Raw genomic sequence first — 16027 nt, 5'->3', positions numbered from 1 at the left:
ATGAAAAACTTAGTAAAAATCGGTATTCGTCCAACAATCGATGGTCGTCGTCTTGGGGTTCGTGAGTCTCTTGAAGATCAAACAATGAACATGGCTAACAACTTAGCCAAGTTTATTACTGAAAATGTACGTCACGTTAGCGGTGAAGCGGTTGAATGTGTTATTGCCGATACGACCATTGGCGGTGTAGCCGAAGCATCAGCTTGTGCAGAAAAATTCAAGCGTGAGAACGTTGGCGTATCTATTACCGTTACCCCTTGCTGGTGTTACGGCACTCAAACGCTGGATATGGATCCACATCTGCCAAAAGCGATTTGGGGCTTCAACGGTACCGAACGTCCGGGTGCTGTATATCTAGCCGCAGCAATGGCAGGTCACTCTCAACTTGGTTTACCCGCGTTTTCTATCTATGGCGAAGAAGTTCAGGATAAAGATGACACGTCTATTCCTAGCGATGTTCAGGATAAGATCCTTCGTTTCTGCCGCGCAGGTTTAACGGTCGCTGCTATTCGCGGTAAATCCTACCTATCTATGGGCTCGGTCTCAATGGGGATTGCGGGTTCTATCGTAGACCAACCGTTCTTCCAACATTACTTAGGCATGCGCAACGAGTATGTTGATATGACTGAAATTAAACGTCGTCTCGACCGCGAAATCTTCGATAAAGAAGAGTTTGAACTGGCGTTGTCGTGGACAAAAGAACACTGCAAAGAAGGTAAAGATTACAACCGAGTTCCAATGACCGAAGAGCGTAAAACCGAAGATTGGGAAACCGTGGTTAAGATGACGATGATCATGCGCGATCTGATGATTGGTAACCCGAAACTCGCAGAAATGGGTTATGCGGAAGAGGCGATGGGACACAATGCTGTTGCAGGCGGCTTCCAGGGTCAACGCCATTGGACAGATCACTTACCAAATGGTGACTTTAGTGAAGCGGTCCTCAACTCGTCATTTGACTGGAACGGCATCCGCGAACCGTTTGCTATTGCGACAGAAAACGACTGCTTGAACGGCGTAAATATGCTTTTCGGAAAAATGCTGACAGGCCAAGCGCAAGTATTCTGTGACGTGCGCACTTACTGGTCTCAAGATTCAGTAGATCGCGTCAGCGGCTACCGCCCTGAGTCTGGATTGATTCACCTTATTAACTCAGGTTCAGCGGCTCTGGATGGCTGTGGGGAAGCTCGTGATGAGCAAGGTCAACCTGTATTTAAATCGCATTGGAATATGAATGCACAGGATGCAGAAGCGTGTCTGGCTGCGACCCAGTGGCCACCTGCCGATGTTGAATATTTCCGTGGCGGTGGTTTCTCATCGAACTTCCTGACTCATGGTGGTATGCCATTTACGATGCATCGTATCAACATCATTAAGGGCATTGGCCCAGTACTGCAAATCGCAGAAGGTCATTCGGCGACGTTACCTGCCGAGGTGCATGAAACGCTTAATGAGCGTACAAACCCAACATGGCCTACCACTTGGTTTGCTCCACGCCTGACCGGTGAAGGCGCGTTTAAAGATGTGTATTCAGTCATGGCGAACTGGGGTGCGAACCACTGTGTTATCTCTTACGGTCACGTTGGCGCTGACTTGATCACGCTTGCTTCTATGTTGCGTATTCCAGTGTCAATGCACAACGTTGACGAGCAAGACATTTTCCGCCCTCACACATGGACGGCATTTGGTCAGGACAAAGAAGGTCAAGACTACCGTGCTTGCGAAAACTTTGGTCCTTTATACAAGTAATCTTCTCGGGCGGGGTGATTCCCGCCCCCTTCAGGAGCCCCCATGTCTGTAGTGATTGTTTTAGATTGCGGTGCGACCAACTTGCGTGCCATTGCAATTGACCAAAAAGGCGTCATCGTCGCGTCTCATTTCATAAAAAACTCGACCAAATGTGATGCGAAAAACCCAAGTTATCACCTGTGGGATTTTGAAGACATCTGGCAAAAGCTCCTTGAGTGTGGTCGGCATGTCGTGGCTCAAGTCGGAGCGAAAAATGTTCTGGCTGTGACCGTAACAACATTTGGTGTTGATGGTGCTCCGTTTGATAGTGATGGAAATCAGATTTACCCAATTATCTCTTGGAAGTGTCCGAGAACCATACCCGTAATGAAATCGGTAGAAGATGAGGTTGATCGTCTGGAACTCTACCGAAGCAACGGCATTGGAGACTACAGTTTTAATACGCTTTACAAATTGCGTTGGCTTAAAGAAAACGAGCCTGAAGTGTACGCAAAGATGGATAAATTTGTCTTCATTTCATCGATGATCACTCACAGGTTAACTGGCGAAATGACCACCGATTACACAATGGCTGGCACATCCATGCTGACCAGTGTGGAAACCTGTAGCTGGAATGCTAAAGCGCTAAATTACCTAGGATTGACATCGGATCATTTCCCAAGGCTTGTGATGGCCGGTGAAAAGGTGGGATATGTTTCAGAAAACATCGCCAAACAATTGGGGCTTGTTAGTGGGACACCCGTGATTTCCGCAGGTCACGACACTCAGTTTGCTTTAGTGGGCTCGGGAGCGAAAGAAAACCAAGCGTTTTTGAGCTCAGGCACCTGGGAAATCTTAATGGCGCGCAGCCTGCGTCCCGCACTCAATCAACAAGCGTTGGATAATGGAGTGACCGTAGAGCTTGACGCATTAAAGGGTTTGTACAATCCAGCAATACAGTGGCTCTCTAGCGCCGTCGTTGAATGGGTTGTGACGCAATTTTACAGTGCAGAAAAACACTCAAACGATTTGTACACCACCATGGTTAATGAAGCTGAAGCCGCCGGGCCAGGTGCTGGTGGGGTGGTGTTTAAACCAACTTTATCAGTTGATGAAAGTGGTATCGGTCAAGGGTCAATAGAAGGCCTTTCTATTCATACTTCGCGTGGCCAAATTGCCCGAGCGGTATTTGAAGGATTAAGCCAACAGCTGAAACAACGTTTTCTTTACCTGAATCAATTATGCCAATTGAGCGACGAGCCAATCGTTGTAGTGGGTGGTGGCACCAAAAATCCGCTTTGGAATCAACTTCGTGCTAATGCGTTACAGCGACCACTTCATATCGTAGAGCAGGCCGAAGCGACGGTAATTGGAGCAGCGATGTTCGCATTTTATGGCGTGGGCTTTTACCGCTCTGTCGATGAATCTCAACACAATATGCGTCCTAAATTACGTGTGATCTATCCAGAAGCAACGGCAGTCTTAAATCAAATAAAACGGGAGCACAGCCATGCTTAGAGGTAGTCATCCTGCACTTTCGCCAACGCAACCGGCGACACTCTCATAAAAGGCTTATCCAGCATTTAAATTTAAGGATTAACGAAATGAACAGAATAGAGCTTTCCCAACACATTATCGATACTTGTATCGAAATGACCCGTTTAGGTCTAAACCAAGGTACCGCAGGTAACGTCAGTGTCCGCTTTGATAACGGCATGTTAATCACCCCAACGGGCATTCCTTACGAACAACTGACGCCTGAGCAAATTGTCTATGTTGCGGAAGATGGCACCTTTGAAGAGGGTAAACTTCCTTCTTCTGAATGGCTGTTCCACCTAACTTGCTATCAACATCGCCCAGATATAAATGCCGTGGTTCATAACCATGCGATCAATTCTGCAACGGTCTCTATCTTGAACAAACCAATCCCTGCTATTCACTACATGATCGCAGCATCGGGAACGACTGAAATTCCTTGTGTACCTTACGCGACATTTGGCAGTCCTCAGTTAGCGAAGTATGTGGAAGAAGGCATCTCAAAAAGCAAAGCAATCTTGCTTCAACATCATGGCTTGATCGCTGGGGAAATGAACTTAGACAAAGCGCTTTGGTTAGCGCATGAAGTCGAAGTATTGGCAGAGCTTTACCTCAAAGCTCTCGCGGTTAACCCAGAAGTACCAACGTTGGATGATGAATCTATGCAGGTGGTGCTGGAAAAATTCAAGTCATATGGCTTACGAGTTGAGAAGTAATAAGGAGTAAATAAAATGGCCTTTGCATTAAACCTACCAAAACTGAGTTACGCAGGCGTCGGCGCCGTTGATGACGCGATTTCTACGTTGAGCCAGCAGCCCATTCAGCGAGCATTGATCGTGACCGATGCAAATCTTGTGGAACTGGGAATCTTAGATCATCTGATTGCTCTGTTAGATAAAGCTGCAATCGACTATGTGTTGTTTGACCGTGTGACACCTAACCCGACGGCATCACTTGTGCGCGAAGGTTTGGAAACGTATGTCGATACTGGGTGTGATTGCTTTATCGCGGTTGGTGGTGGTAGCCCGGTAGACTGTGCGAAAGCCATTCGTATTGTGGCATCTAACGTTGGCGAAATCGTCGATTTTGACGGTATCGGCAAGGTAAAGTGTGAGGGCGATTTCTTCATTGCGATTAATACGACGGCGGGCACTGCAGCGGAAATGACATCAAACTCAGTCATTACTGATGAAGAAAGACAAGTGAAGATGGTCATTATTGACTCTAAGCAAATTCCTGATATCGCGGTGAATGATCCTACTTTGATGATTAATTTACCTAGTCATGTCACGGCAGCTACGGGTATGGACGCACTAACTCATGCGGTCGAGGCGTACGTGACACCAGGCGCTCACACCCTGACTAAACCAACGGCTTTAGAGGCGATTCGCCTCATTACCCAGTGGCTACCCGTAGCGGTTGAAGATGGTCAAAATATCAAAGCGCGTGAAGAATTGGCTAACGCACAGTTTTTAGCGGGAATGGCGTTCAATAGTGCCGGTTTAGGCTTAGTACATGCAATGGCTCATCAGCCGGGTGCGACACATAACCTACCTCACGGTGTGTGCAACGCGATTTTGCTACCAGAAGTATGTGCGTTTAACGCAGAAGAGCATCCTGAGAGATTCCGTGATATTGCACAGGTAATGGGTGGGAAGACAGAAGGTTTAAACGATAAAGAAGCAGCAGAACTAGCCGTTGATTTAATTCGCCAATTATCTAAGCGCGTTGGCATCCCAGAAGGATTTAAAACTTTAGGTATTAGCCACGATGATTGCAAAAACTGGATAGACAAAGTATTGGCTGATCCATGCTTAGGCGGTAACCCTCGTCAACCAACTCCAAAAGAAATTGAGGCTTTATATATCGCATGTATCTAATGGCTCTTTGAGTTGAACCGACTTATTAGTAAGCTTTATGTATGGCAGGCAATGTTGAAGCCTTCTTCAAACACTGTCTGTCTTTTGCTTCACTTATATGATTTGGTTAGTTCCTCTTTGGTCCATTTTTTTATGCGGCCTTGTATACGCTCACTCAACCCTACTAACGACGCTAAAGCTCATATCAGTAATGTTTGTGCCTGCTTTTTGAGCAAGATTTTAAGCAGTCGGCCTTCACGCTTCGATTTAACTTAACGCTAGAGCTAGTGCGCTCTAATAAATGCGAGCTATTATTATCGGTAGAGCGCATTTCGCTGGGCGTTTTGTGTAAAATATGGGCTGATAAACAGCGATAGAGTGATTTGGGATTGGTGAAGAACTCATCAATTTTCATGGCGCGCTTTTGCGGGAAATGGTGGACTGGTGGTATTTTATGCGGAAAATGCCATTATTGAGAATAAATTGTGATGTAATTCAATTTTTTCTGGCTTTTTTTATGCATTTAAGGAATAATCCGCCTCCCTTAGTCGTCCCTAATGGCTTATCGCGGTTGTGTACTGTGCTAATTCCTATCTGAATGGATTTAGTATCTGGATAATTCAGTATCGAATTGGAAGAGCATATGGGACTGTTTTTTTGTTTAATTAAGTAGGATCCCAATGCAAGATTCTGTTATTCAATTCAGTGATTTATCTCTGAATGATTCTATCCTTTCTGCTCTAGACGGAATGGGTTTCGTGTCACCAACTCCAATTCAGGCTGCGGCAATCCCACACCTGTTGGAAGGTGTTGACGCGCTGGGCAAGGCACAAACGGGTACAGGTAAAACGGCAGCATTCTCTCTGCCTCTTCTCAACAAACTAGATCTAAACCAACGTAAACCACAAGCAATCGTACTTGCTCCGACTCGTGAGCTAGCGATTCAGGTTGCAGCGGAAATGAAAAACCTTGGTAAAAACATCAAGGGCTTGAAAGTTCTAGAAATCTACGGTGGTGCTTCTATCGTTGATCAAATGCGTGCACTTAAGAATGGTGCGCACGTTGTTGTTGGTACTCCTGGCCGTGTTCAAGACCTGATCAACCGTGAACGTCTACATCTAGACGAAGTTAATACTTTCGTACTTGATGAAGCGGACGAAATGCTAAACATGGGTTTCGTGGACGACGTAACTGCAATCATGGAGCACGCTCCTGAATCAGCACAACGCGTTCTGTTCTCTGCGACTATGCCTCCAATGCTGAAAAAGATTGTTGAGCGCTTCCTTCGTGACCCTGTAACGGTAGACGTTGCTGGTAAGAACCACACTGTAGACAAAGTTCAACAGCAGTTCTGGGTAGTGAAGGGTGTAGAGAAAGATGAAGCGATGTCTCGTCTTCTTGAAACTGAAGAAACGGATGCGTCAATCGTATTCGTACGTACTCGTCAAGATACTGAGCGTCTAGCTGACTGGCTTTCAGCTCGTGGCTTTAAAGCTGCAGCACTACACGGTGATATCCCTCAGTCTCTACGTGAGCGTACTGTTGATCACATCAAACAGGGTGTTATCGATATCCTTGTAGCAACTGACGTTGTTGCACGTGGTCTTGACGTTCCACGTATTACTCACGTATTTAACTACGACATCCCATTCGATGTAGAGTCATACATTCACCGTATCGGTCGTACAGGCCGTGCTGGACGTAAAGGTAAAGCGATCCTTCTTGTTCGCACTAACCAAATCCGCATGCTTCGTACTATCGAGCGTGTAACTAAGTCATCAATGGAAGAAATCCAACTTCCTCTACGTGACCAGGTTGCTGAAGCTCGTCTAGCTCAGCTAGGTGCAGAACTAGAAGCTGAGAAAGAGCACAAATCACTAGATAAGTTTGCTGAGTTGGTTGAGAAACTACAAACTTCTCTAGAAATCGACCCAGCAATGCTTGCTGCGATGCTTCTTAAGCGTCAGCAAGGCAAACGCCCACTGTTCTACATCGGTGAAGATCCAATGGTAGAAGCAATTGAGCGCGATAAGCAGCGTCGTAAAGAGCGCCGTGAAGGTGGTCGTGATGGTGGTCGTGAAGGTGGCCGCAGCTTCAACAACCAAGATTGGGATACTTACCAGCTACAAGTTGGCCGTGAGCAAGGTGTTCAAGTTAAAGACATCGTTGGTGCTCTGGCAAATGAACTTGGTCTAGGTAAAGGTTCTATCGGTGCGATCAAGCTAGCACAAGGTCATACTTTCGTTCAGCTACCAAAAGCAATGACTTCTGAAGCCGCGAACAAGTTGAGCAAGCTACGTATCCGTCAACAAGATGTTGGTGCGGTAGTATGTGACTTCGATGATTTCCGCGAGTCTCGTGGTGGTCGTCGTGACGGTGGACGTCGTGATGGTGGTGGTTACCGTGGTAACCGTGAAGGTGGTGCTCGTCGCGAAGGTGGCCGTCGTGAAGGTGGTTTCCGTGGCAACCGCGAAGGTAGCCGTGATGGTAACCGCGAAGGTGCTGAGCGTCGTTTCGACCGTAACCGTGGTGGTGATCACCGTGGTAACTACCGTGGTGAACGTGGTCACGGCCGTGGCCGTCGCACTCCGGAAGCATAATCGAGCCAGGTTAATTAAATAACCTGAGTTAGAAAAAGCTGATTTCAAAAACCGAGCATGGTTAACATGCTCGGTTTTTTTATGCTGGTAGGAAACTGTCGCGTTTCTCGTCGTGCTCCGCTACCCAATTGATCACTTCGTCTAATGGGAGAGCAGGGCAGAATAAGTAACCTTGGATGATGTCACAGCCACGATGTCGTAAAAAATGCAGGGTATCCATATCTTGTACGCCTTCGGCAACTACCGAGTAACCAAGCCCGTGGGCAAGTGCGATTGTATTTTCAACAATGGAGCGCGTGCTTTCCGTTCGGTTCGCTGTAGATAAGAATGATCGGTCGATCTTAATCTGATCCACCGGAAGATCTCTTAACAGTGAGAGGGAAGAATAGCCCGTACCAAAATCATCGAGGCTGATCTTGATACCAAGCCCTTTTATTTCGTGTATAAGTGGGTTAAGTTCCTTCACTTTGTCAATCGCCATCGTCTCTGTTATTTCTAAACTTAGAAGATGGGCAAATTCAGGAGAGTGTTCGATTAATTTTTTTAGGCGGGTAAGTAATACGTTTGAAGATAGGTCTTTCGCTGATAAGTTGACATGAATTGGAAGCTTGATGCCTCTTCGGATAAACGTTTTCAGATCTTTTTCAACTTGCCCCAGCACCCACATGGTTATGTTGTTGACCTGATTACTTCGCTCGGCAATTGGTATGAAATCGTTTGGCGAAATGTTATTACCTTGTCCATCTCGCCAACGAATAACTGCTTCAAAACCCACCACGACGCTAGTACGAGCATCAATTAATGGCTGGTAATACAGGCGAAACTCATCCTGATCTAACGCAAATTGAATACGTGATGAAATTTCCAGCTGATATTTAGCCCCAATATTCATATTGTCGTTATAAAATGCGAAAAGATTTCCGTTACTTTTCGCGTGATACATTGCAACGTCGGCATGTTTTATCAGCAATTCATTGGACTCTGCGTCCTGAGGGTAAGTGCTTATGCCAAACACGACAGCGGCAGATACTTGGAATTCGTCGAGGTGAAAGCGAGTGGAAAGTGCTTTATTGAGCCTCACGATAAGTTTCTTGCCATCCTCCTCAGTGGCAGATGCCGTGATTATCACAAACTCATCACCACCGACGCGAAATATTTTGTCATTATCTTCAAGCGCATCTTGCAACCTTTGACCAATTTGAATCAGTAATTGGTCACCACAGAAGTGCCCCATCGCATCGTTGACTTGTTTGAAATTGACAACATCAAAGAGAATCACTGAAAAAGGCAGGCCAGATTGAATACGATCGTCAATTACCTCAAAACAGTATTTTCTATTTGGGAGACCAGTTAGAGCATCATGAAAGGCATTTTGTTTTTCGCGCTTTGCAAGGCTATGTAATTCGACGATGGAGTCATTACTGAATTTGATGACGAAGACGACAAAAACGCTTCCAGCAAATAGAAGTATAGATATGCCAGTTTCGATAAGTGAGCCTGAGGGGTTTTGCGCAATGGTGTACAAGTACGTTGCATACGCAATAATAAAATAGCTAATCAGTACTAAAAGCCAGGTCCACCCAGAAACATCCGTTTTCGAGCGAATATTTTTTGTCATTTGCCATCCGAAGCAGAGCAACATTAAGCCTAAACTGACAAGTAAAAGCGTTATTTTCGGCACGATATTCCCCGATGTATTGTTATGTTTATTGTTTTTATTCGTCTAATAAATAAGTTAGCTCATAATTTAGTCAATAAACAAGACGAGTGAATCACAATTCTCTTTTATGAGAAGATATTTTTTTTGCATCGAATAAAATCAGAAAGTGTCCTAGATCAATAAAAAATGTGCAATCAGACCATTAACTTTAAAAGATAGTTGAAAGATTAAAAAATTATTGAATAATAGAAAGCATATAAGTCGTACGCTGCGTGAAAGCGTAATGACAACCTCTGCTCCACAACAGGATAACTATTTCATGTCTAATTCGTTTGTACTAGTGATCAACTCAGGAAGCTCGTCACTAAAGTTCGCGGTCATCGATTCAAATTCAGGTGACGCGGTACTGAGTGGTTTGGGCGAATGCTTTGGTCTTCCAGAATCTCGTATGAGCTGGAAATTCAACGGTGAAAAAAAGGAAGTTTCTATCGAAGGTGACGATAACCATCATAAAATCGCTATCGGAAAACTAGTAGGGTTAACCGACGAATTAGGTTTAGCTAAAGACATCGTGGCTGTCGGTCATCGTATCGTTCATGGCGGTGAAAAATTCACAACGACGGTTCGCATTACCGATGAAGTGACACAAGAAATCGAACAGCTTGCCGATCTTGCTCCACTACATAATCCGGCAGGTGCTATCGGCATTCGTGCTGCGATTGAAGCGTTTCCGACTCTTCCTCAATTTGCGGTATTCGACACGGCATTCCACCAAACGATGCCTCAAAAAGCGTTTACTGGCGCTATTTCCCACGAGCTGTACGAGCAGTATGGGATCCGTCGCTACGGCTTCCACGGTACAAGCCATTACTTTGTAAGTCGTGAAGCTGCAAAAATGCTGAATAAGCCTGTGGAGCAATCGAGCTTCATTACCGTACACCTTGGTAACGGCGCGTCAGTATGTGCGATTAAAGATGGCCAATCGGTTGATACTTCGATGGGCTTTACTCCACTAGCTGGTTTGATGATGGGTACACGTTCTGGCGACCTAGACCCAGGCATCATTGAGTTCCTATTAAAGAAAGGTTGGACTCAGGAACAGGTATTCGAAACGTTAAACAAGAAATCAGGCTTCTTGGGCGTGTCTGGCGTTACTTCCGATGCACGAGGTATTCTGCAAGCGATGGAAGAAGGTCACGAAGGTGCGAAATTAGCGTTTGAAGTGTTTACCTACCGTGTTGCGAAATACATCGGTTCTTACCTGATCCCTCTTGATCGTCTAGATGCGGTTATCTTTACGGGTGGTATTGGCGAAAACTCTCTGGATATTCGCCGTGAAGTGCTTAAAAACCTTAGCCTGCTTGGTTTCGTGGAAGACGAGAAAGGCAACGAAGATGCCCGATTCGGTAATTCAGGTGAAATTGGTAAATCTGAACTGCTGGATGCGAAAGTATTGGTTATTCCAACCAACGAAGAGTGGGTGATAGCATCGCAATCCGTTGAGCTTCTAAATCAATAGTATAGCAGTTAATTTAAACAACAAGCCACCAAATATGGTGGCTTTTTTATTTAATAAATTCAATAACTTAATGCGCTTTCCTGTATGAAGCCCTCTTTTTGTTGATCCATTTGATTAATGTGCAATAATCAATCCTAACAAAAAGTTATAGGTTATAGCATTACAGGCTGATTGGAATGGACGAAAAACCACGCATTGCACATATTTATTCTAGAGTTTCAAAGGGCACACAAGTAAAAGGAGATGGCCTACGGCGACAAATCGAAATAGCTAGCAAGTTTATTGAAGATGTAAACATTTCAAACAGCCGTGATGGTTTACCAGTGTATACACTTGCAGATAGCCCCATCTACGACAGGGGGTTAAGTGCGTACTTTGGATTAAATACAGATGAAAACGCGGGGCTTGGCGCATTCTTAAAAGCAGCGGAAAACGGACAGGTAGAAAAAGGTACGTTGCTAATTGTAGAAGCAATTGACCGTATAAGTCGCTTGCCCGTTGATGATGCCCGCGCTCTGTTTGCACGTTTCAAAAAGTACGGCATTGATGTTGCCATTTGCCGTTTCAACCTGATCATTTATCACGACAAAAGTAGTGACTTAGGTCAAGACCTGCTTATCACTACAGCAATACATTTAGCGCACTTAGAGAGTGAACAGAAATCAAAACGCATACGTGCCAGATTCACACACAAGCGACTATTAGAAAAAGAGGGCGGTGAGAGACGCACATCAATGAGTCCTAGCTGGATTGAATTAAGCAAAGATAAAACGCACTTTGTGTTGATACCTGAGCGTGCGCGAATTGTGCGCAAGATGGTAGATTTAAAGCTGCAAGGCTGGGGTGCTCATCGCATTACAGTTTATCTTAATGAGCAAGGATATCCTTGCTGGAACCGCAGCAATACTTGGTACACAAAGATTGTTGAGAAGTATCTAAAGATGATACAGCTTGTCGGCGACTTTCAACCAGTCGAGCATGTGCACGGCGAAAAGGGGGTGCGCAAAGAACCTGTTGGAGATGTAATAAAAGGCTATTACCCAGCATTGATTACAGAAGAAGAGTGGATCAGGCTTAAAGCATCTTTTAAGAGATCTGGAGGGCGACAAACGGGCGCGTTTTCAAATCTATTTAGCTGTATGCTTTATTGCCCAACCTGTGGTTCTTGCATGTCTTACTTTAAGCCTAATCGCGGGCGCATCAAAGTAAGATGTCGCAAGCAGATTGACAAGCAAGGCTGCGACCAACGCGCACTTAACTATGAAGAAATCGAGCCGCGATTAATTAAAGCGCTGGCTGGTTTAGATTACGCAAAGATTAACAACAATAGCTTTGCTAGCTTACAGAAAGAGCTAAACACGCTAGAAGCGCAGGTTGCAGAGCTAGAAGCAAGCGCTGACGATATTAAGACACAAATGCTTGAAGAGTCAGATCCTCGTATTATATCCGTTTATGTAAACAAGCTAAAAGCTATCTATACAGAGCAAGATAAAGCAAAAGCACGATTTGAAAAGCTATCAACGCAAACAAGCGACTATGATGTAAACACGCTTGAGCAGCTACAATTAGAGCGAAACGAGGACAGAGAGCGCTACAACGGCTTTGTGCGCTCATTCGTCAAGTATGTGATAGCATCGGATTCAAAGCTTGGTAAACCACTGCGTATAGTGTTTAAAAGTGAAGCTGTGGGTGAAGTGCCAGTATTCTTTAATGACGACAAAAATAACAAAGCTATTAGTGATATTTTTACCGCGCAGAAAGATGTAAACGAAGCTGCCCCAATACGACTAATCAACATGTCACGCGTGCATGGTAATTTAGGTAAACTAGCAGCTATTGATACTGTACCCGTACCTGATGATTTGGGCGACGCACTAGAAAGGATAAAATATCTTTTTGCAGTAAGACAAGCTGTACTACAAAACCCCGAAAAATGGCAAGCAATCGCAGATGACGCAAGGTTATTTGAGTAACTTCCACCAACAGAGCACCGCAAAGCGGTGCTTTTGTTTAGTTTGGAAAAAACGCGAAAAAACCAATTATATACCCGAGATCATTGAGTAGGCAATTTTGCCTTTGAGCAGTATGTTTTCGTAGCTTGTTCAGTGCCGTGATATATCCTCTTACGAAGCTCGGGGTAATAGAGTAGGAACTTTGCTAAACCTCTTTCTTAGATTTCTGCTCAGGACAATAAATGATTGGTCATTGGGTAAAACATGATTTATTAATAGTTAATTCTGTTCTATTCAATGAGAGCTATGGAAACCGATTGGGTAGCTGAAATAATTTATTGTTACAACTGGAATCGTGCATATATATTTAATGTAAAAGTGTTTCTTTCCGTTCTTTTATGACGACTCAGGCTATGTTAATTATTGACTAATTCAATTGTAATAAATGGAATGATTTCAAAGGAGTAACTATTGTAATTATTATTTAATGAAAGATGTTTTAAATTATTATTCGATAAGTATTTAATATTATCTTTTTACTTAAAGGGTAAGTATTATCACATGCCATGGCACTTAATAGTTAAGAAGTTATGTAATTAATTTTAATAAAATAACTGTTAAGTCGATGATTGTAAAGTTATTTTTTAGTTAACTCTAAAATTAGAGATATAAACTCATGATTAAAATTAAAAAACAGACGCTTGATTTAAATTTATATTGAATATTTTTAATATATTGTTAATATGATAAAAATACAACTTGAAGCAAGCTATGTCTGTGAGTTCTATTTGTCCCAAATATCCTCATCAGACGATTTCCTCACAATTAGTTCGGTTGCACTAACACTCTTCGAGGTTAGCGCTATATTAAGCCATTATCGCTTCGCTCAAAAAAGTTGACATATAACAATTATAATAAGGAACACAAGCAATGAGTGATTACATAGATATATTCCATTCTGTAGATAAAAATGAACTTTTGAAAATAGAAAAAGCACTACAGTCTGCAAAGAAAGATAAAATTAAAAAAAGAAAGTCTGATGAAGACAAGTTGTCTAAATCAGTGAAAATAAACTTTACAGAAATTGAATATCAAACACAAATAGATAATAAGAAAAAATCAGGGTATAGCACTTTATCTGCTTATATGAGAGCTATATTAAATAGGACGATGGTGGTTAAACCAGTTGTACTTGAAGCTTCAAAAAGCTTTTTCCATAAAACATCGGGTATTTTTAAAGATATTAGCTCTATTGCTTCACACCTAGAAAATGGAAAACAGCTTGATAGACAAGAGGTAGAGCTAGTTTTCCAAGCATTTGAAGTATTAAAACGAGAATTCCAAGAAACCAGGCTCTTGTTAATAAATTGCTTTACTGAAGATACTGCGTATGAAATAGCAAAGGAGCATATTTCGATTGAAAAATTAGAAAGTTTGATACAAGAAAAAAAGAGAAAAAACTATGATATATGAAGAACCTGAACAAAAACAAAAAAAGCACAATAAGAAGACTGTACATATACTTGTTGATTATATAAAAGGTAACGATGAGCGTGTTGCGAAAAACCTAATTAACTATTCCGCTGGTACTAGCAAAGAGCGTGCTGCAATAACTGAGTTCATATACGCCAACAACATCATCCACATTCCTCATGAAGCTAGAACAGCGGCAGGGGAGTTATTAGACTTATCAATGGCCATCACGGAAATGCAGCAATCAATTGCTCTAAATCCCGCTGTAAAGCAACAGTTCAAGCACATGATAGTTTCTTTAGATACGAACGAACATTTGAGTAACACTCAATGGCAAAAGACTGTCAAGAGGCTTATGGATAAACTCGGATACGACAATTGTCGCTATATATCTTTCAAGCATAATGATACGGACGAAGAGCATGTACATATCGTGACTAGCACTATAGATATGATAACTCGAAAGAAAGTCTCTGACAGCTATAGCTATTATCTTGCACAAGAGGTAATGAGGGAACTTGAAATCGAGTTCGGCCTGCGGCAGTTAGTTTCGAGTATAGATATTTGCTATGACGATAGTTCAAGCATCAATAATGCAAGAGTTAAAACTAAAAAAGCGCAAGTTGCACGATTGATTTCGAGAGCGATTAACCGTCTTAATCATTGCTCAACGCTAGCGGAATTTGTCTTTGCGGTAGAGAAGCAACATCCAGAACTCACAGTCGAAGTACGAGAGAAGGACGGGAAAGTATCTAGCCTTATCTTTAAACTGAGCGACCACCGATTTTCTGCATCTCAGCTAGGTGGAAACCGCAAGTTTACCCTCGGTAAGCTTATAAAAAACGGAATACTATCGGCTGATTCACTCAATTTCGAGCGTTTTAAAGAAGAAATTAATAAGTCAGCTTTGCTATCGCAAAGGCAGAAAAGAGAAGCGCATATAAGTTACGTAAAGCGTCAGTCTGACGATAACGGCTGGTTACTTGTTTTGTTCACTGCTAACAAAATTTACTTTAATAAACTGCAAGCGATTTTACAGAACGATCGATTCCATTTTCGCTCTAGAAGGTTTATACAAAGTGGAAATAAAATGTCTTGTGCGATCGCTATTCAGATCAATTTAGTACAACTTAGCGACACATTCTCTGATGTTCTCCGCCAGTTGTTTATTGATTTGTTCTCTTCTATCAGAGATAACAGCAACGAGATTCAACACAAGTTAGCTATGCAAACATTCATCAACGATTTCAATTTAGAAGTGATCTCTTTAAAGGAACTTAAAAAATTTGAGTCACAGAAAGATTCTGAAACTTTTTGTACTGAAGAATTTATTGAGTGCAAATTTGAGAGCAAAGGAGAAGCTATTGACATAGTGTAATATATTCATAATTAATTTTTTATCTGTAAGTTAGAAAAGGTTTTTTCCAGAGGTGGTTATAAGTAGATGTTCGTTTTATATTAATTATCTTGGTCATTCAATGTAGATCTTTTATTATCTATAGATAATGATCTAGTCATTGTTTTTTAATATTTTCCTAAGGCTTGAAAACTCAATGATTCATCATGGTTAATAAATAATTTATCAAATTTTCCTGCCAATAATAATAAAATATTAGTTCCTTTGTATGAGATAGATCTTTAAGAACAATATCTTAAAATTATTTTTTTTGAAAATATCAGTTTCTTTACTTATATTAATT

The 16027-nt window shown here is 42.6% G+C and carries 10 protein-coding genes; 9 read left to right on the top strand and 1 reads right to left on the bottom strand.

From position 1 onward, the window contains the following. The 5 genes from fucI to VEJY3_RS21235 all read left to right on the top strand — a co-directional run bounded on the left by fucI (position 1) and on the right by VEJY3_RS21235 (position 7723). Positions 1 to 1749 (top strand): L-fucose isomerase, encoded by a 1749-nt coding sequence (gene fucI / locus VEJY3_RS21255; RefSeq protein ID WP_014234488.1) that lies wholly within the window; start codon positions 1 to 3, stop codon positions 1747 to 1749. A 42-nt stretch (positions 1750 to 1791) separates the two neighbouring features. Continuing rightward, the gene (gene fucK / locus VEJY3_RS21250) at positions 1792 to 3246 is read left to right on the top strand and encodes an L-fuculokinase (RefSeq protein WP_014234487.1); all 1455 of its coding nucleotides are present in this window, start codon (positions 1792 to 1794) and stop codon (positions 3244 to 3246) included. An 86-nt stretch (positions 3247 to 3332) separates the two neighbouring features. Beyond that, positions 3333 to 3980 (top strand): L-fuculose-phosphate aldolase, encoded by a 648-nt coding sequence (gene fucA, locus VEJY3_RS21245; protein WP_014234486.1) that lies wholly within the window; start codon positions 3333 to 3335, stop codon positions 3978 to 3980. 15 nt (positions 3981 to 3995) lie between these two features. Continuing rightward, entirely contained in the window at positions 3996 to 5144 is a 1149-nt protein-coding gene (gene fucO / locus VEJY3_RS21240; RefSeq protein ID WP_014234485.1) for a lactaldehyde reductase, read from the top strand. Positions 5145 to 5803: 659 nt separating this feature from the next. Further along, positions 5804 to 7723, top strand: a complete 1920-nt coding sequence (locus tag VEJY3_RS21235) for a DEAD/DEAH box helicase (protein WP_014234484.1) — start codon at positions 5804 to 5806, stop codon at positions 7721 to 7723. Positions 7724 to 7802: 79 nt separating this feature from the next. On the opposite strand, the gene VEJY3_RS21230 is transcribed toward VEJY3_RS21235, so the two are convergent. Next, complete coding sequence (locus VEJY3_RS21230; RefSeq protein WP_014234483.1) at positions 7803 to 9341, bottom strand: bifunctional diguanylate cyclase/phosphodiesterase; 1539 nt, start codon at positions 9339 to 9341, stop codon at positions 7803 to 7805. A gap of 361 nt (positions 9342 to 9702) precedes the next feature. On the opposite strand from VEJY3_RS21230, the gene VEJY3_RS21225 reads away from it, so the two are divergent. The 4 genes from VEJY3_RS21225 to VEJY3_RS21210 all read left to right on the top strand — a co-directional run bounded on the left by VEJY3_RS21225 (position 9703) and on the right by VEJY3_RS21210 (position 15705). Continuing rightward, positions 9703 to 10902, top strand: a complete 1200-nt coding sequence (locus VEJY3_RS21225) for an acetate/propionate family kinase (RefSeq protein WP_014234482.1) — start codon at positions 9703 to 9705, stop codon at positions 10900 to 10902. Between the two features lie 176 nt (positions 10903 to 11078). Beyond that, the gene (locus tag VEJY3_RS21220) at positions 11079 to 12875 is read left to right on the top strand and encodes a recombinase family protein (RefSeq protein ID WP_014234481.1); all 1797 of its coding nucleotides are present in this window, start codon (positions 11079 to 11081) and stop codon (positions 12873 to 12875) included. Positions 12876 to 13784: 909 nt separating this feature from the next. Further along, positions 13785 to 14327: a hypothetical protein gene (locus VEJY3_RS21215; RefSeq protein WP_014234480.1), complete on the top strand. Its 543-nt coding sequence runs from the start codon at positions 13785 to 13787 to the stop codon at positions 14325 to 14327. Next, entirely contained in the window at positions 14317 to 15705 is a 1389-nt protein-coding gene (locus VEJY3_RS21210; protein ID WP_014234479.1) for a relaxase/mobilization nuclease domain-containing protein, read from the top strand. The genes VEJY3_RS21215 and VEJY3_RS21210 overlap by 11 nt, the downstream gene beginning before the upstream one ends. Positions 15706 to 16027: the final 322 nt, after the last annotated feature.

The sequence above is a fragment of the Vibrio sp. EJY3 genome (assembly GCF_000241385.1).
Lineage (GTDB): Bacteria > Pseudomonadota > Gammaproteobacteria > Enterobacterales > Vibrionaceae > Vibrio > Vibrio natriegens.
Note: the sequence above shows the minus strand (reverse complement) of the source record. Positions and strands in the feature narration are given on the sequence as shown.